At 34.2% G+C, this 17,038-nt stretch carries 16 protein-coding genes and 1 pseudogene; 9 read left to right on the top strand and 8 right to left on the bottom strand.

Annotation, left to right across the window (positions count from 1 at the left end; genetic code table 11):
- Positions 1-3: 3 nt before the first annotated feature.
- The 3 genes from COB47_RS11115 to COB47_RS11125 form a co-directional block, all read right to left on the bottom strand.
- Positions 4-1,803, bottom strand: a complete 1,800-nt coding sequence (locus tag COB47_RS11115; RefSeq protein WP_013291444.1) for a carbon starvation CstA family protein — start codon at positions 1,801-1,803, stop codon at positions 4-6.
- A 144-nt stretch (positions 1,804-1,947) separates the two neighbouring features.
- Positions 1,948-2,697, bottom strand: a complete 750-nt coding sequence (locus COB47_RS11120) for a LytR/AlgR family response regulator transcription factor (RefSeq protein ID WP_013291445.1) — start codon at positions 2,695-2,697, stop codon at positions 1,948-1,950.
- 15 nt (positions 2,698-2,712) lie between these two features.
- A complete protein-coding gene (locus COB47_RS11125) occupies positions 2,713-4,356 on the bottom strand; it encodes a LytS/YhcK type 5TM receptor domain-containing protein (protein WP_013291446.1) in 1,644 nt (547 codons plus the stop codon).
- Positions 4,357-4,604: 248 nt separating this feature from the next.
- Here COB47_RS11125 and COB47_RS11130 point away from each other — a divergent pair, with 248 nt between their 5' ends.
- From COB47_RS11130 to COB47_RS11140, 3 genes are all read left to right on the top strand, one after another.
- On the top strand, positions 4,605-4,823 hold the full coding sequence (locus COB47_RS11130) for an FmdB family zinc ribbon protein (protein ID WP_013291447.1): 219 nt from the start codon (positions 4,605-4,607) through the stop codon (positions 4,821-4,823).
- Positions 4,824-4,931: 108 nt separating this feature from the next.
- Entirely contained in the window at positions 4,932-5,441 is a 510-nt protein-coding gene (locus COB47_RS11135) for a DUF6036 family nucleotidyltransferase (protein WP_013291448.1), read from the top strand.
- A complete protein-coding gene (locus COB47_RS11140; protein ID WP_013291449.1) occupies positions 5,434-5,778 on the top strand; it encodes a hypothetical protein in 345 nt (114 codons plus the stop codon). Before COB47_RS11135 ends, COB47_RS11140 begins: the two co-directional genes overlap by 8 nt.
- 34 nt (positions 5,779-5,812) lie before the next feature.
- Here COB47_RS11140 and COB47_RS11145 read toward each other — a convergent pair whose 3' ends face one another.
- The 4 genes from COB47_RS11145 to COB47_RS11160 all read right to left on the bottom strand — a co-directional run bounded on the left by COB47_RS11145 (position 5,813) and on the right by COB47_RS11160 (position 10,630).
- Complete coding sequence (locus COB47_RS11145) at positions 5,813-6,700, bottom strand: NAD(P)/FAD-dependent oxidoreductase (protein WP_013291450.1); 888 nt, start codon at positions 6,698-6,700, stop codon at positions 5,813-5,815.
- Between the two features lie 45 nt (positions 6,701-6,745).
- Entirely contained in the window at positions 6,746-8,194 is a 1,449-nt protein-coding gene (locus COB47_RS11150) for a 5-methylcytosine restriction system specificity protein McrC (protein WP_161596038.1), read from the bottom strand.
- Positions 8,195-8,481: 287 nt separating this feature from the next.
- Positions 8,482-10,269 carry an McrB family protein gene (locus COB47_RS11825; protein WP_013291452.1) on the bottom strand — a complete coding sequence of 596 codons (1,788 nt, stop codon included), beginning with the start codon at positions 10,267-10,269 and terminating at the stop codon, positions 8,482-8,484.
- 34 nt (positions 10,270-10,303) lie between these two features.
- The gene (locus COB47_RS11160; RefSeq protein ID WP_013291453.1) at positions 10,304-10,630 is read right to left on the bottom strand and encodes a cyclic-di-AMP receptor; all 327 of its coding nucleotides are present in this window, start codon (positions 10,628-10,630) and stop codon (positions 10,304-10,306) included.
- Positions 10,631-10,800: 170 nt separating this feature from the next.
- Between COB47_RS11160 and COB47_RS11165 the strand changes: the two genes are divergently transcribed.
- The 6 genes and pseudogenes from COB47_RS11165 to COB47_RS11190 form a co-directional block, all read left to right on the top strand.
- Positions 10,801-11,541 carry an ABC transporter ATP-binding protein gene (locus COB47_RS11165; protein ID WP_013291454.1) on the top strand — a complete coding sequence of 247 codons (741 nt, stop codon included), beginning with the start codon at positions 10,801-10,803 and terminating at the stop codon, positions 11,539-11,541.
- Positions 11,520-12,770, top strand: coding sequence for a SufB/SufD family protein (locus COB47_RS11170; RefSeq protein WP_013291455.1), 1,251 nt, complete (start codon positions 11,520-11,522; stop codon positions 12,768-12,770). Before COB47_RS11165 ends, COB47_RS11170 begins: the two co-directional genes overlap by 22 nt.
- Before the next feature lie 305 nt (positions 12,771-13,075).
- Positions 13,076-13,819 (top strand): hypothetical protein, encoded by a 744-nt coding sequence (locus tag COB47_RS11830; protein ID WP_013291456.1) that lies wholly within the window; start codon positions 13,076-13,078, stop codon positions 13,817-13,819.
- Between the two features lie 103 nt (positions 13,820-13,922).
- Positions 13,923-14,348, top strand: coding sequence for a hypothetical protein (locus COB47_RS11180; RefSeq protein WP_049770056.1), 426 nt, complete (start codon positions 13,923-13,925; stop codon positions 14,346-14,348).
- 50 nt (positions 14,349-14,398) lie between these two features.
- A complete protein-coding gene (locus tag COB47_RS11185) occupies positions 14,399-15,247 on the top strand; it encodes a hypothetical protein (RefSeq protein WP_013291458.1) in 849 nt (282 codons plus the stop codon).
- Between the two features lie 84 nt (positions 15,248-15,331).
- Positions 15,332-15,679: pseudogene (locus COB47_RS11190) on the top strand (SufD family Fe-S cluster assembly protein); the annotation flags it as partial.
- Between the two features lie 164 nt (positions 15,680-15,843).
- Here COB47_RS11190 and COB47_RS11195 read toward each other — a convergent pair.
- Positions 15,844-17,031, bottom strand: a complete 1,188-nt coding sequence (locus COB47_RS11195; protein WP_013291459.1) for an ABC transporter permease — start codon at positions 17,029-17,031, stop codon at positions 15,844-15,846.
- Positions 17,032-17,038 lie beyond the last annotated feature (7 nt).

Consider the following 17,038-nt stretch of genomic DNA (forward strand, 5'->3'; position numbering starts at 1 on the left):
CTGCTAAAAGTTCTGTTTATTTTCCAAAGCTAACTCTGCTTTTCGTGTCTTTGATAATATGCTTATCCACTTTATAACTGAACTTACCATGATAATGATTGCCAAAATCATAAGAGTAATTACTAATACAGCAGGTACCATTTGTTTTTGAGGCAGGTATACATTAAATACATTTGTAATTCCAGCATTCAATACAGTTATGAACAGGAAAGTCATTGGTAAGAAGGTGGTCAGTGCATATATCTTCTTCTTGCTTCTTTGCAAGATCATAGTAGTGCCAATTGCCAAAGCCAATGCACCAATGGTCTGATTAGCTACACCAAACACTGGCCATATTGTTTTAATATCACCACCGTAGATGAGATAGCCCCATGCAAAAGAAACAGCTGCGCTAAGTAATACAGTCAATCCAACTGACTTGTTTTCTTTAATTGGCGAATAAATCATTCCAAGTAAATCTTGTGCAATATATCTTGCAACACGTGTCCCTGCGTCGATTGTTGTTAGAATAAACAAAGCTTCAAACATGATTGCAAATTGGTACCAATAAGCCATCAAGTGCCTAAGTCCACCAATTCTTGAGAATATATCTGCCATTCCTACTGCTAAAGTAACAGCTCCACCTGGTCTTCCTGCAAGTTCTTCTCCTACAAGTTTTGAAAGCTGTGGAAGATGAACAATTTGCATATTAAGTTTCTGGAAAATTTCTGGCTTTGTATTGATAGCAAAATAATCGCCGGGCATCAAGGTTGTTGCAGCAATCAACGCCATTAATGCAACAAAAGCCTCTGTCAGCATTCCTCCAAATCCTACAAGTTTTATGTCTTTTTCATTAGCTATCAGCTTTGGAGTCGTACCAGAACTAATTAACGCATGAAAACCAGAAATTGCGCCGCACGCAATTGTAATGCATATAAACGGCCAAACCTTACCGTTTATAATAGGTCCTCCACCATTGATAAATTGTGTAACAGCTGGCATATGTATACGCGGATTTACAATTATAATACCAATAGCTAACAGTAAAATAGTTCCTATTTTCATATATGAGCTCAAATAATCTCTTGGCGCAAGAAGTAACCATACTGGTAAGGCTGCGGCTAAAAAGCCATATAAAGGCAATAAAATTTCTAATGTCTTGTCAGAGAGCATTAAATAAGAACCTAATGGAGAATTTTTGACGTAAGGTCCTACCACTACGGCTAATAATATCAATATAACACCAATCAAAGAAGCTTCTGCTATTCTGCCAGGGCGAAGTTTGTGCATATAAATGCCTATGAAAATAGCAATTGGAATTGTCATGCCGATAGTAAATACACCCCATGGATTTTTAAACAAAGCATTTACCACCACAAGACCCAGCCCAGCCATTGTTAAGATAATTAAAAAGAACATTGCTATTGCAGTTGCAACACTTGTAACAGGTCCAACCTCTTTTTTAGCTATCTCTGACAAGCTTTTCCCATCGTGTCTAATTGAAGCAAATAAAACAACCATATCATGGACTGCACCTGCAAGAACCGCACCAATCAAAATCCACAAAGTTCCCGGCAAATACCCAAACTGAGCAGCCAAAACTGGTCCAACCAAAGGACCTGCACCAGCTATTGCAGCAAAGTGATGCCCAAATACAATCCATTTGTTCATAGGGACGTAGTCTTTCCCATCATAGTGCCTTTTTGCTGGTGTCTCTCTTGAGCTATCCAAAACTAATACTTTGGCAGCTAAAAAGCTCCCATAGAAGCGATAAGCTAAAACTAAAATAAGGGCTGCTGCAATTATCAACTCAAGTGCACTCAAGCTTCCTCCACTCCTTGACTTTTATCTTTCATTCTGTTTAGTTACATTTTATAATGCAGCCCTTATTTAAAAAATAAATTTGTAATAAAATGCTGAATTTTTGTATTAAATAGCGTGAAATAGTGCATAAAATGAAATAAAAAATTAAATCCTTAATCCAAATTTTTCTTTAAATCCTTTTAAAAATGTTCTACCTACTGGTACCTCAGTTGCATTGTCGTCCGCCATTCTCAGGATTATAGAACCACCAAAAAGTGGAATTATCTCTTTTATATGCTCAACATTCACGATATAACTTTTGTGAACTTTCAAAAATTCTTCGGTTAAGATTTTTTCAAGGTCAGAAAGAGAATGACGTGATGCTATCCACTTGTTTTTTAATTTTATCCTTGCATAACGACCCTGAGCCTCAGCTATATAAATCTCTTCTTTATTCAACAATAAAATCTTATCCTCTGTGTGAATTAAAACTTTTTTGTTAGTAAATACTCTCAGGTTCTCTAATAACTTCTTAGTATATAGCCCTCTATTTTCTAATGCTCTTTTTATCCTCTCAATGCAAAGCTTTACCCTCTCAAGAGAAAAAGGCTTGAGCAGATAATCCAAGGCGTTGAGCTCAAAAGCCTTTACTGCGTATTGGTCGTATGCTGTGGCAAAAACAATAATTGGTGGTTGAGGCATTTTCAATAACTCAAAAGCCGCATCCAAACCACTCAAGCCATACATTTCAATATCTAAAAATACAACATCAGGCTTTGTCCTTTCAACAACTTCAAAAAGCTCTTCTGCCGAATCTAACTCAGCTATTACTTCAACCTCTTTAGTTTCTTTAAGCAAAAAATCCAACTCTTTTCTTGCTAACTCCTCGTCATCAACTATAATAGCCCTAATCATATAATTCTCCTTCCTTTAATGCGTAATAGGTATAATTAATCGTGCAATTGTTCCTCCTTTTTCATTAGGGGTTATAACAAGTTCTCCCTCTTCACCAAAAAGATTCTTCAGCCTCTCCTTTAAGTTTGTCAGTCCTACTCCATCCTTTGTATTTCCATTTATACCAATACCATTATCAGCAACCTCAATCACAACTTTATGGCCATTTTTTGAGGCTTTTATTTGTAAAGTACCTCCCTTTTTGGGCAGCAATCCATGTTTTATAGCGTTTTCAACTAATGTCTCCACAGAAAATGGAGGTACCTTTATAGTAGTCGTCTCATTGTTAATATCAAATTCGATGTGTAGCTTGTCTGAAAATCTTGCTTTTTCAAAAGTAAGATATAAATTTACATTTTCTAATTCTTCAGAAAGAGGAATCAAAGGGTCCCATTCTCTGAGATTGCGTCGAAAATACTCACTTAGCTTAATTATTAGTTCTCTTGCCTTGTCAGGGTCAATTCTGCAAAGTGCAACTATACAATTTAGGGAGTTAAGCAGAAAATGCGGGTTTATTTGAGCTTGCAAAGCTTTTAGTTCAGCTTTTGTTAAAAGTTTAGTTTGCTTCTCTAACGCAGCAATTTCCAATTGAGTAGAAATCAATTGCGATAAGCCTTTAACGAAAGTTGTTGTAAATTCGTTAAGCTGCATGAAACGATTATAAAAAAGTTGCAAGGTTCCTATCAAGTTGTTTTTAATAAATAATGGGCAAATAATTGCAGTAGTCAAATTGTTGTCTTTACCATCACCTTTATTATTTTCTTTTTTGGAAACTGTGCATATATCTCCTTTTTCCAATGTTCGCAACATTTCTTGGTCTTCTATCGCCTTTTTGATAATCTCTTTATGATTCCCACAACCTGTATATGAAAGCACTGAGTTTCTATCTGTAATAGCAACCGCGTCTGCATCAGTTTTATTCAAGATTATCTCAGCAACCTTCTTTGCTGTCTCAACAGTCAACCCTTCTCTTAAAATTGGCAAGGTTTCATTTGCAATATGCAAAGCTTTTGCTGCAAACACTGCCCCTATCTTCTTCTTTTCTTCAACAACACTTTCAAGGATTAGCAAGAATATACCAATACCTATGCCATTGATTACAATCATTGGAATTCCAATCACTTCAACTAAGTCAAGCGCATCCTTAAAAGGTTTTGCTAAATTTAAAATAATAATCATCTGGAGCATCTCTATACTCATTCCTGTTAAAATTCCAAAATACCATTTGAATTTCTTATCAGAAAATTTTTTAGCCACCAAACCTGCAATAAGTCCCTCAACAGTTGTCGAAATACCACAAGCAACAGCAGTAAAACCACCCAGCAAAGCGCGATGAAACCCTGCAATGAATCCAGCCAAAAGACCAATATAAGGTCCCCCAATGATACCAACAATAGCAGGTCCTATGACACGCGAATTTGCAATTGCACCTTTAATTGGTATTCCCCAATATGTCCCTAATATCCCAAATAATCCTCCCCCTATTATTAATCCTATTTTTTGAATAATATTTAATTGCTGGTTCAGTATATTGCCAAACAATTTAGTTTTTGATAGAAAAAAAGCCAACGTGACAATTACACCTAATCTTTCTGCCAGGTTAAAAAATACCTCATGCATGTACCTTTCACCCTCAAAACGTTTTATTATTTCCTCTAAACTTTCTTGTTGTTTCAAAAATGATTATACCATAAAAACAAATCTTTAAAGATATGTTGAGTAATCTCTTAATATATTCAAATGTATTTCATTCTAATAGATATTTATTCGTTTTTATAAGTATACCCTACCATAGTATATTGACATAATATTCAATGCTGCTTATAATAAATATTAAGATATTCGTTGTTATTAAGGGGGTATAAGGTATGCCATTCTATGATTTGAGGTGCAAAGATTGTGGTAAGGAGTTCAATATCAGAGCTTCCATTAAGGAGAGAGAAAACAAAGAGATTGAATGTCCAAGCTGTCACAGCCGTGAGCTTGAAGCAGTTTTCAAAAGTGTTAATATAATTTCATCTTCTCGTTCAGACAGCGGCGGATATTCATGCTCAAGCGGATGCTGCGGCGGATCTTGTGGGTTTTAACACAGGGGCAATCTTGAGTAAAACTTTTCAAGGTTGCCCTTTTGTTTTTTTCATTTTTTGTGTGGTATAATTTAAGATATAGAAAACTTTACTCTGTTTATTTTCAAAATGCATGAAAGAGAAGAGCTTGTTAATCTTTTAAAGGATGCCGAAAAGGTTGCAAAAGCCTTGCAAATAAGACCTTTTTCGTTGTACCTTTTAGGTGGCTGTGCATGTATTTTAGGTGAGTATTTAGACAGAGCTACCCGTGATTTTGATATTTTAGATTTGAACTATCCTTCTGAAATTGGAAAAGTCCTCAGGTTTCTTGGAGATTTTGACCTTCTCGAATATGAAAGCACTCCAATAGCACCATCGTTTAAAAAAAGAGCAATAAAGCTTGAGGGTTTTGAATACATAAGAGTTTATGTTCTTTCAAAAGAAGACATTGTGGTCAGTAAAATTATTAGGCTTGATGAAAAAGATATCGAAGATATAGATAAACTAATGCCCTCATGCAACAAAGAATTAATTAACAAAATAATTGAGGAAATCTTAAACAGAAAAGACTTTTTTGAAACAAAGAAGAAAAGTTTTTTAGAAAAACTTGAAATTTTTAGGGTGAAATACGATGTATAGGATATTCTGCGAAAGCTATTATAATTATATCAAGAATTTTGAAAACAAAGGCGCAAAGGATGAATATAGGTATAAAATTGCGAAGGTGTTTGAATTAATTGTAGACCCTCAAAAATTTTATAAAGAGAAAAGCAAAAACTCTGAAACTTACCAGAACCTCTGCGATCTTTTGTACTACATGAAAGAAAATATTCATAGATATCCAAAATTTAAGGCTTTTTTATGGACATTAGAATCTCGTCAAATTGAGCCTGTTTACTGCGGCAAAACTCCTCAAAATGTACTTGAAGAACAGGCAAAGCTTGCAAATATGTTTTTAAATCTTGTGTATTGGTAAAAGAAAAAAGGACTGACTCGGCTTTTTTGCCGAATCAATCCTTTTTATTTTGCTTTTCTTTTACCGCTTTGACATATGTTGAAGCTGAAAGACCTGCAATTAATCCTTCTCCCACAGCTTTTGCAACCTGATAAGGACGTCCTGTACAGTCTCCTGCTGCAAAAAGCCCTTCAATAGATGTTTGCATCTTGCTGTCAACTTTTATGTGTCCATCTTCTGTAAACTCAAGCCCATAAATTAACTGGTCTGCTGGCATAGTTTTTCTGATTACAAAAATCCCATCTACATTCAATATCCTGTCTTCAAGTTCCAATGCATTAACAAAATCTTCCCCATAAACTCCTTTTGGACGTGAGAAAATAACCTCAACGTTATCTTTAAAATGAAACTCATTCTTTTTATAAAGCGGCACATAGTACAACTTTTTTGCAAGCTCAGAAAGATACTCAGCCTCTTCTTCAGCTTCAATAGCCTCTCCAATAACGGCAATGGTTCTTCCCTTGTAAAGCATTCCATCGCAAACAGCACAGTAAGAAATTCCCCGACCTACAAATTCACTTTCATTTTCTAATAAAGTCTTCTTTGGTGTGCCAATTGCTAAAATGACAGAATAAGCTTCGTAAAATTCGTTGTTTGCGTTTATGGTGAAAATATCACCAGATTTGTAGAAGTTTATAACCTTCTTGTGTACAATCTCAATACCCATCTTTTTAGCATGGTCATAAAACGCCTGCAAAAGCTCTTTCCCGGACACACCATGAAACCCAAGATAGTTGTTCACTTCAGGCGCTCTGTAGATACTTGAGTCTTCCTCTTTTGTAACAAACACAACAACACTTCTGTTTGTCTGAGCAAGATTTATAGCAGCAGATAAGCCCGCTGGTCCTGCTCCAATCACAGCACAATCATAAATCATCTTCATAATCACCCCTATATTATTATACCCATACAGGGTATATTTTAAAAGTTATTGTTTTGAATTAAAACTATTTTTTGGTGTGATATCTGTTAAAAAGTTTTTAATATCCTCTATAATTTCTTTTATATTGTCTTCAATCTTTTGCACCCACAACTTCATGCTCTGTTCACCTGTGTAATAAGGAATTTTTAAACCTGCCGCAAAAAAGTATTTTTCAAAGGCAAGACGGCTTAAATGGTAGCTATATATATTACAATCAGTTTCATTTCTAGATTCCACAGGAAAAATAATCCCTCCTTTTGTGAGATCTAAAAATTGAATATATGCTATTATCTGATACAAATCATCTCTGATTTTATCTTTTGCATTGCCAGAATAAACAAAGTCAGCCCAAGCAGGTTTGTACTTAGCATCTAACACACAAATTATCTCTTCTTCTTTTTGGAGAATATAATCAGGAGCAATTTCCCATTTTTCCTTTTCAGAACCATCAATTGATAATACCTTTTCAGTTTTTTGATATTCTATTCTAATATTATCCTTACCATTATTATTTTCAAAAGCCTCTTTCAATATTTCATATACAAAAAATTCCCACAGTTCAGATACATCAATAAATATTGCCTGAAAAGAATCATTAATAGATGAATCAAAGATAGAAATCCCGCAATTTTCCAAAATCTGTAAACAAGTTATTCTTATTTTTTCATATGCGCGATAATATGGATGTACAATCTTTTTTGAACAGTTTTTTAATACTTCTGTCAACTTTGAATTTGCAAATGTGGGTGTTAATTCTTCCATTTGTCTTATCGCTTTATATGCCAATGTCTGTGAATTAATTATATTATCCACAATTTCTCTATATCTATTTCTTACCCTATAATAGGTATGCAAAACAAGGTGTAGAAGGTAATTATCATATGTTCGTTCTCTAACGTTATATGCAATTTTGCCTAAAAAAGGAATATTATATTTTATAAACCTTGCTTCGTCAAGTTTACCTCTGAAATTAAAATTATTGTTTTCGAAATTTCTATAAGTTCTATAAAGCCCCTGTCTGTATGCTTCTTCGATCTCTATCTTAAATTTGAGAACCATAAGTAAGTTCCATAAATCAACATCACTGACACCTATTTTAATTTTATTCTCATAAAAATTCTTAAGATTTTTAAAGCATTTTGAAAGCAAATAAATTAAAAAATATTGTTTTTTAATTTTATCAAATCTTGAACATATTTCAAATAAAACATATATTTCTCTAACATTGCCTTTCGTTTTATCAGTATTTTTAGCCTCATTTTTGTTACTTCTCTGGTTTTGTATCAAATCTTGTTCTACTTCTTTAAATGCTATCTTTAATCTTATTGCACCAATGTATCCGTAAGTTTGGAGTTGTCCATTTTCAAATTTAAATAATACATTTTTGCTCTCCTGTTCAAATCTATTCAACTGCTGGTTTTTTTGTTCATTATTTTCTTTATTTTTTACTTTCAATATACAATTGCTTATACTATTTTGGGCAATAGCCTCATTTAATTTCTGTAATATTAACCCAATATTAATCTTTTCAACATCTTCTTTTGAAAGATAATTGTCTTTATTTTCGCTGTTATCTTCGTTGTTTTTTAGTCTTTCATCATAAATTTCATACGTATTTTCTTTGTTAAAAATCTTTAATTTTATATCTTCATTGTTATTCAAATTATAAACTGTATAATCACACAGACGAAAAATATATCTATCTGCAAACATATTTTCGACTCACCTTGAGTAAACATTTCTCAATTATTGTTCTGTAAATTATTTTTTAAACTTTCAGAATCTTGGATGTTTTCTTCTTCTGGGTTATTATTGCTTTTTTGATTATTATCTATTTTACTCTCAATTATTTTTTCTATCTCGCTTATAAAATTCTCCCCATTTTCATATCCTCTTACATACTCATTTAAAAGTGGCTTTAATCTATATTCCCACAACTCATCAAAAGCAGATTTAAAACTCTTTTCATCTATAGCTTTTTCAATATCAATTTCTCCAAAATATGCTGGTCCAATGTGGTAATGTTCATTCAAACCAAATTCTTTCCCTTCGGACGATATCCTTTTATTTATTTCTTCAGCTATTTCAGAAAGTTTTTTGACCAGTTCCTCTATCTTTTCATCTGTTATTTCCCACCGCAATTTGCTATCTTTCTTCTTATTTTCAAATATACCCTTTAGTACATCTTTCATAACATAATTTGTCTTAATTTCAATCCAAACAAACCTTCTACGCATAGCAAAGTCTATCGTTTCTACATTTCTATCAATATCGTTCATAGTTCCAATTATGTAAACATTCTCGGGAATATAAAAGCCGTCTTTGAATGGATCTTCATCACTTTTGTCAATATTTTCATAAATGTAACTATACTGTGTCTTTATTTTATGCTTTTCCCCCCTATAGCTATTTTCAATAAGTACCATTACTTCCCCAAAAACTTTTGAAAGATCTGCCCGGTTTATCTCGTCTATTATAAAAAAGTACTTGTAGTTTTTATTTTTTGCCGCTTTTCTGCAGAATTTTTTGAACACACCATCTTTCAGTTCAAAAGCAATATTTGCTGTGTTGCCGTTCTTCTGGATAACCGGTTTAAAACCTTCTATAAAGTCTGTATAATCGTAAGAGGGATGAAATTGGATTTTCTCAATATAATCTTCAGAATTTATTTGCTTGCCATCTTCCTCTATTACTTCTTTGGCAATTTCTTTTGCAAGATAAGTCTTCCCTGTACCAGGTGGACCTGTTAAGATGATAGCTTTATTATGCATTAAATACTTTATTATTATTTTCTTAATTTTGTAAACATTGGATTCTTTACTAAATATCTCTATATTTTTAGTATTGCTTGATTTTATGTAATAACCTTTCATCATCTGTTCTATTTTCACCTTCATTTTGTTTAATTCATTGTTAAACTCACCGTTTTTTATTTTAACTATTATATCACTCCAATCAACGTTTTTTCCAACTCCAATTGATTCTAAAAATATTTCATATAAATTTAAAATAAATTCAATTTCTTCTTTAAATTTATCAAGAGGTAACGCCAAGAACTCATCTTTGTTGTATAATTTGCCAAAAATATGATTTTCTTTTTTATATGCTAAATTACTATGTATTTCTTCTTCAATTCTTTCAACAGAAAACACTTCTTTTACAGGTTCAAAATACTTTCTTAGTATTTCCGACAATCCTTCAATCAATTCTTTTTCTCCTGCAAAACCAAAAGATAAATAAACTCTTTTTGGAGGTTCAAAAGGCTCTTTCGACCTATTAGAAAATAAATAAACAAAATAAAAACCTTTTTCTACTTCAAAATTTTTCCTTTTTATTACTACATAAGGATTGTATTGAATTTCATCATTTATTTTTTTTCGTGTATCTATAAGTATAAACTCATAATCTTTATTTTTATAACTTGTTACTATCTCTTCTCTTGATTTTCCGGTAGGGTCCTCAAACGTTTTTCTTATTATATTACTATACAAATATTTTACCGCTTCTTCGAAATTCATATTTAAGGACATTTCTTTCAAAAACCCCCGTAATTTTTGCAATTTTTTAAACTTTCAAGAAATTTTCAATATCCAAGACAAAAATCACCGCTCCACCCTGTTCAATCTTTTGCTTGCTCATAAAAAACAGAGTCTGAAGAGCAGGGGGCAAAGTAGATTTTGAAACCTCTCTCCTTTCTGACACATTCTTTTTTATAAGATCAATTACCTCATCAACTCTCTCATCCTCAACACCTATCATGAATGAAACTGTCCCTCTGTTTAAAAGACCACCTGTTGAATAAATAATTGTAGCAGAAATCCCGTTTTCAATAAGTGCAAGGTTCAGTTTATTCTTATCCACTTCTGATACAATTGCCAAAACTAATTTCATTTTTTAAATTCACCCTTTTCAAAAATCAATTATGATATTATTTTACCACAATTTTCTTAAGTTGATTTAAATTTTATGCCAAATCTTTGTTGTTAGCAAATGCAATTTTGGTGGTATAATAAATAAGTTAGAAACTTTTAAATCCATTTTGACAAGGAGATGTCGCAAAGATGCTTGAAATTATTGACCTTCACGTTGAGGTTGGCTCAAAAGAGATTTTAAAAGGTGTATCGCTCACAATCCCTGATGGAGAGACTCATATTCTGTTTGGCCCAAATGGAAGCGGAAAAACAACACTCATGATGAGCATAATGGGTCTTCCAAAATACAAAATAACGTCAGGCAAGATAATCTTCAATGGCGTTGACATCACATATATGCCAACGCATGAGAGAGCAAAGCTTGGGATTGGAATGATGTTTCAAAAACCACCGGCAATAAGAGGTGTTGAGCTTCAAAAACTTTCTGATATAATAAAATCTATAAGAAACACAGATGCTGATGTCCAAGAGTATGCAAGAATTTTAAATTTAGAAGATCATCTTTTAAGAGAAGTAAACTACGGTTTTTCTGGCGGTGAAATAAAAAGGTCTGAACTTTTGCAACTTTTGTGTCAAAAACCAAGCCTTGTGCTTTTAGATGAACCAGAATCAGGTGTTGACCTTGATAATATAACCCTTTTGGGAAATGTGATTAAAAAGCTTTTAAAAGGCGAAAAGATAAAGAAGCGACACACCTCCGGACTGATTGTCACACACACAGGGTATATTTTAGAGTATGTCAATGCAGACAAAGGTCACATTCTGATGGATGGAAAGCTTGTATGCTCAGGTTCTGCAGAAGACCTCTTTGAAGAGATAAGGCAAAACGGGTTTGGGAGGTGTGAAAATTGTCTTCAAGACACTATATAGATGAAAAGATTTTGGAGCTTGCAAAATCAGCTCTGGATAAAAAGGCAGCTTATGGGCAGGACATTGATCTTTCCGCCTTTGAAGAGGCAGAGGAAAAAGACCAGATTTCAGAACTTTCCAAACTTCCAGAAGAGATTCAAAAAACAATCCTTAATGCTGGAATAGAGGTATCTGAAGAAGGCCGGTCGGGAAGTTTCTTGCAGCTTGACCACTCTGTTGTATACAGGCGGCTTCAGCAAAGGTACCATGGCCAGCTTGAAATTCTGGATATAAATGAAGCTTTGGAAAAGTATCCTGAGGTGCGCGAAAAATATTTCTGGAAAGCGGTAAAGCCTGACAGAGATAAATACACTGCATTTTCTGCAACCCACCCTGCCCATGGGTATTTTATAAGAGTGTTCAAAGGGCAGAAGGTTGAAAAGCCAATACAGGCATGTCTTCTTCTGCAGGAAAATGCAAGGATACAAAACGTGCACAATATTGTCATCTTGGAAGAAGGTGCAGAGGTTCAGATTATAAACGGATGCGCAACCGCACCAAAGGTAAAGGAAGGGCTGCACATTGGAATTTCTGAGTTTTACCTTGAAAAGGGAAGCAAGCTCACCTTTACAATGGTTCATAACTGGGCAGAAGATTTCTATGTCAGACCCCGCGGCGTAACTATCGTTGAAGATGATGCTGTATATATTTCAAACTATGTTCTTCTAAAGCCTGTAAAGTCAGTACAGTCGTTCCCAATTGCAATACTGAAGGGTAAAAACTCGGTTGCATCCTTTAACTCACTCTTGTATGGGCTAAAAGACTCCGAGATTGATATGGGCTCACATATAATACTGGAAGGTGAAAATTCAAGCGGGCAGGCAATATCAAGGGCAATCGTAAAAGACAGCGCAAAGATATACTCGCGCGGAATTTTGGAGGCTCGGCAGAACCTCTCAAAAGCGCACCTTGATTGCCGCGGAATACTTTTATCAAGCAGCGGAATGATGTATGCTGTGCCGGAACTTTTATCTGACGGCGCACCGCAAAGCCATCTTTCACATGAGGCTGCAATCGGTCCTATTGCCGAAGAAGAGATAGAATACCTGATGGCAAGAGGACTTTCAAAAGATGAGGCAATATCTCTTATAACCCAGGGGTTTATGGATGTAAAAATACTTGGGCTTCCAAAACAGCTTGAAAATTATATCCAGGAACTTATTTTGCAGACGCAGGAGGAGAATATGTAAAATTGAGATTTTTAACAAAATCCTAAGATATAAAAATTAAAGTTTTTACGCCTGACAAAATTAACAAAACCAATAGAGTCGGCAAAATATTTTTGCTGACTCTATTTTTTTATCATTAATTTTTCATCTCTACCCTGCTTTTACTTCTATGCCATTTTTAATTTGAATATTTTTAATAAAATTCCTTATAAATATTCATACAAATTCTATACTGTCTCTTTTTTTTATGATAAGATATAATCAATTCAAAATTTACAAAAACAAGGAGTGAGGGGTATGGGGCTAAAATTAATACAAATTATCATTTGGCTAAAAACAACTACAATCATTCTGATTCTTCCAGTCACAACAGCAAAGTTTCTACTCAATCTTTATCAAGCAGCTTGCTTGTAACTAACAATCCAGCTTCCTACTTAACACAGCCTTACAAAGTTACATTTTCAAACATTTCCTTTGCTTCTTCTCAAAAATCTTTTGCAAACAGCAAGACTCATAACTCAAGTATAAGCAGTAATGAACTTTTTGGGGTTATTTCAAACATTAAAAAAGATATTTTACAAACTGCCAGAAAAGTTCAGAATAACGTTAATAACTTTGTATCTTCTGAGTTTAAAACTCTCAGTGCTGCAATTAAAAACGTAGAACAAAAAGTTTCCTCAGCTGCAAAAACGTTTACTCAAAGTGTTAATAATCTTAAAAAAGATTTAAAACAAACTGCCGAAAATGTAAAGCAAAAAGTTCAGCAGTTTATAAATACTGAAAAGAGCAACAATAACACAAATCCTCAACACCAAAGTACGTCAGCTCAAAAAGTTGATGGACAGAAAAATAAAAGTGGAACATATGTAATAACAAAAAATACTAGTTCAAAAAGCACCAATATTTATGAAAATGGTAAAAATTCTCAAACTTTGAGTATTGACTTGAGTCCTTATAATCCTGTTAAATCACCTGGAAATGCATGGGGCAATGCATCTGCCACAAAAGATGTTGTAAAATACATAAAAGCATATAAAGAAAGATGGTTTCACAGTAAAAGTTACAACTGACAGAAAATATGCTATAATAAAAGGTGCACGAACAGAATCTGCTTTAGAGGAAGGAATAAAAGGAACGAGGTATGCGTTTAAAAATGCAGAGAAATATCCAGAGGTGTTCAGGTTTGTTAAACCGAAAGTTGCAGCAAAAGAAGCATTTAATGTAAAGAATGTGGGGACGAAGGTTGCAATGGCAGGAATTGCTATTGATACAGGAATTGATATTTATAACGATATAAAGAGCAAAGCAGAGCCAACTAAGATAGCAGCTGATGCAGTTGTTGATGTTACATTTGGAGCTGGTAATGTGGCAGCAAGTGCTGCGGTAGGAGCATGGGCGGGAGCAGCTGCTAGCGCAGCAGCTGGTGCAGCAGGTGGTTCAGTAATTCCTGGTGCAGGAACAGTAGTAGGTGCCATTGTTGGTCTTGGTACAGGGTTTGCCTATACATTTGCAACTGAATCATTTAAAATTAATGGCAAATCATTGAAAGATGCCGCTAAGCAGCTTACAAAGAAAGTTTTTGACCATATAGCCAATTGAAAGGGAAAGATTTTACCTGATTTTAAAGTTGATAAGGGAGTTGCTGACAAATGACAACAGAAGAATTTTATATAAGAAAATTTATACGGGAGACTGGTGGTTTTGCAGAGACTCCAGAGTATTTTAAGGATAGTATGTTTGTTTATTTAATAATTTTTCCTGGTTTAACATTAGGCGCAGTTTTGCCTCCTATGTTAGCTTGCAATAACACATTGACCAGATTAATATTCTGGAGCTATGCAGTAGGAACAATTTTTTTGATTTTGTGGACGATTTATATTTATATAAATCCATACAAAAGACAAAGGCTGATTGTGCTTCACGTGGGGATATCATCCTTATATTTTTCCCTGTTTTTGCTGATAGGTGCGGTTGAATATACAGGTGTGCTTGCACACCTGTATGTTTTATCATTTTTGTTTGTTGCAATTTACATTGTTATTTTGTGTTACATATTCAAAGTTTATATTCCAAAGCTGCTGAGAGGATACAGATGGGAGAAGTCAAAGTTTTGGAAGAACAAGCTGGGTAAGAGGATACTTGGGTTTGCGGCTTCGTTTTTTTCAGTGGCAGGAGTTACAGGAATGGCAGTTGCAAAAATTTTGGGAAATTATCTTAGTCAACGTGGAGTATATATTGCAATGGCGTTTACCTTTGTTATTTTATCATATATATTTGTATTCTTTAGCTTCATGATTTACAAATATTACCTGATAATTAAATATCCTCAATTTGCTAATTACTATGAACCCCCAAAAGAGAAGCAGAAGAGAGTTTCTAACAAGAGAAAGATTAACAGTGAAAAATCAAAAAATGCCATTCAAGTTTCAAAGAAAACTAAAAACAAGAAGAATAGCAGGAAAGTGAATAAAATTATTGAGGAATTACCAAATGAGTAGCAAAGAGGGATTATGAGATATGAAGTATAGATTTGAATGCACATTTTTAGATGCTCAAAAAGTCGTTTTAGAAATTACTTCTGAGAAAACAGGGAAAAGATATATTCACGCGGAATTTTAGAGGCTCGGCAGAACCTCTCAAAAGCACACCTTGATTGCCGCGGAATACTTTTATCAAGCAGCGGAATGATGTATGCTGTGCCGGAACTTTTATCTGACGGCGCACCGCAAAGCCATCTTTCACATGAGGCTGCAATCGGTCCTATTGCCGAAGAAGAGATAGAATACCTGATGGCAAGAGGACTTTCAAAAGATGAGGCAATATCTCTTATAACCCAGGGGTTTATGGATGTAAAAATACTTGGGCTTCCAAAACAGCTTGAAAATTATATCCAGGAACTTATTTTGCAGACGCAGGAGGAGAATATGTAAATGTTTTGAGTTATAGACAATCTATAAAATTTTAAAAAGAGGCAAGGTAGTCAAACCCAAACCTATTCCCTCTATTCGGGCAGGTAAGACTTCTTATACAGAAGTCTTAGGGTTTGTTACCTTGCCTATATTGTATACCCTGTTTTTAGGCTTTTATATATCTTTTATTCATACCTTAACGCTTCAATAGGATTTAAGCGGGCTGCCTTCTCTGCCGGAAGCATTCCAAAGATAATCCCAATTAAAACCGAAATCCCAAAAGCTACAATAGCCCATTTTAATGAATATACAGGTACAACACCCGGAATTCGCGAAATCCCTACTGCAATCACAATAAAACCAAGTACTATCCCAATTATTCCTCCAACTCCTGTTATAACCATCGATTCTATAAGAAACTGGACCCTTATATCACTTCTTTTTGCCCCAATTGCTTTTCTGATTCCAATCTCTCTTGTTCTCTCTGTTACAGATACAAGCATGATGTTCATTATTCCAATACCACCGACTATTAAAGATATTGTGGCAATTCCACCGAGTATTATCATCAAAAAATATGTTATCCTGCTCAGCATTGACATGAGCTCTGACATATCATAGATAGAATAGTTGTCTTCCTTTTTTACAAACTTGCTTACAAACTTCTTTATCCTGTTTTTAGCTTCTTTATTCTTATCTGGCGAAACTGTTCGTACAAGAAAATTTTTTGAAAGTGCTTGTTCATTTGATGAAAAGCTGTCTATTGCAAACACAGGCACTATAATACTGTCGTCAATTGTATTGTCTCTGCTACCCTGTTTTTCTTCCAACACACCAACTACTTTGAAAACCTGACCATTTACATTTATCTCCTGCCCTATGGGATTTTGTTTGTCAAAAAGCCTGTCATATATTCTTGAACCTATAACTGCTACTTTTTGTCTGAAATCAGCATCAATAGGAGATATAAACCTCCCTTTAGACAAAGAAAGACCTTGAACCATCATATATTCTGATGTTGCCCCAATAATCTGGCATTCTTCTTTTTCCTTTTTGAAAAGCGCCACAGCTGGATACTGAACAAACGGACTTACACCAAGTATAACATCGCTATTTTTGCTTGCAAAATCTAAAAATTCATCAATTGATATATCTTCACTTTTTGAAGCCGGTCTTATAAAAACATACACAATATTTGTTCCAAGATTTTCTATCTCTTTTGTTATGCTCGCAGTAGTACCTTCCGCAAGCCCTACTGCCGCAACAACTGCTCCAACTCCTATTACAACACCAAGGAGTGTCAGAAACGATCTTAACCTGTTAAGAAAAATGCTCTGGATTGCCATCTTGCAAGAAAGCACAAATTTCTCCATCTTATAG

Origin of the sequence: Caldicellulosiruptor obsidiansis OB47 (assembly GCF_000145215.1) — a bacterium.
Taxonomy (GTDB): domain Bacteria; phylum Bacillota; class Thermoanaerobacteria; order Caldicellulosiruptorales; family Caldicellulosiruptoraceae; genus Caldicellulosiruptor; species Caldicellulosiruptor obsidiansis.

Bases quoted from the DNA above. Each gene is read 5' to 3' on its own strand.
- COB47_RS11120 (WP_013291445.1), bottom strand. From the start codon at position 2,697: ATGATTAGGGCTATTATAGTTGATGACGAGGAGTTAGCAAGAAAAGAG.
- COB47_RS11185 (WP_013291458.1), top strand. From the start codon at position 14,399: ATGACAACAGAAGAATTTTATATAAGAAAATTTATACGGGAGACTGGT.
- COB47_RS11125 (WP_013291446.1), bottom strand. From the start codon at position 4,356: ATGCATGAGGTATTTTTTAACCTGGCAGAAAGATTAGGTGTAATTGTC.
- COB47_RS11825 (WP_013291452.1), bottom strand. From the start codon at position 10,269: ATGTCCTTAAATATGAATTTCGAAGAAGCGGTAAAATATTTGTATAGT.
- COB47_RS11140 (WP_013291449.1), top strand. From the start codon at position 5,434: ATGTATAGGATATTCTGCGAAAGCTATTATAATTATATCAAGAATTTT.
- COB47_RS11135 (WP_013291448.1), top strand. From the start codon at position 4,932: ATGCATGAAAGAGAAGAGCTTGTTAATCTTTTAAAGGATGCCGAAAAG.
- COB47_RS11165 (WP_013291454.1), top strand. From the start codon at position 10,801: ATGCTTGAAATTATTGACCTTCACGTTGAGGTTGGCTCAAAAGAGATT.
- COB47_RS11130 (WP_013291447.1), top strand. From the start codon at position 4,605: ATGCCATTCTATGATTTGAGGTGCAAAGATTGTGGTAAGGAGTTCAAT.
- COB47_RS11145 (WP_013291450.1), bottom strand. From the start codon at position 6,700: ATGAAGATGATTTATGATTGTGCTGTGATTGGAGCAGGACCAGCGGGC.
- COB47_RS11160 (WP_013291453.1), bottom strand. From the start codon at position 10,630: ATGAAATTAGTTTTGGCAATTGTATCAGAAGTGGATAAGAATAAACTG.
- COB47_RS11195 (WP_013291459.1), bottom strand. From the start codon at position 17,031: ATGGAGAAATTTGTGCTTTCTTGCAAGATGGCAATCCAGAGCATTTTT.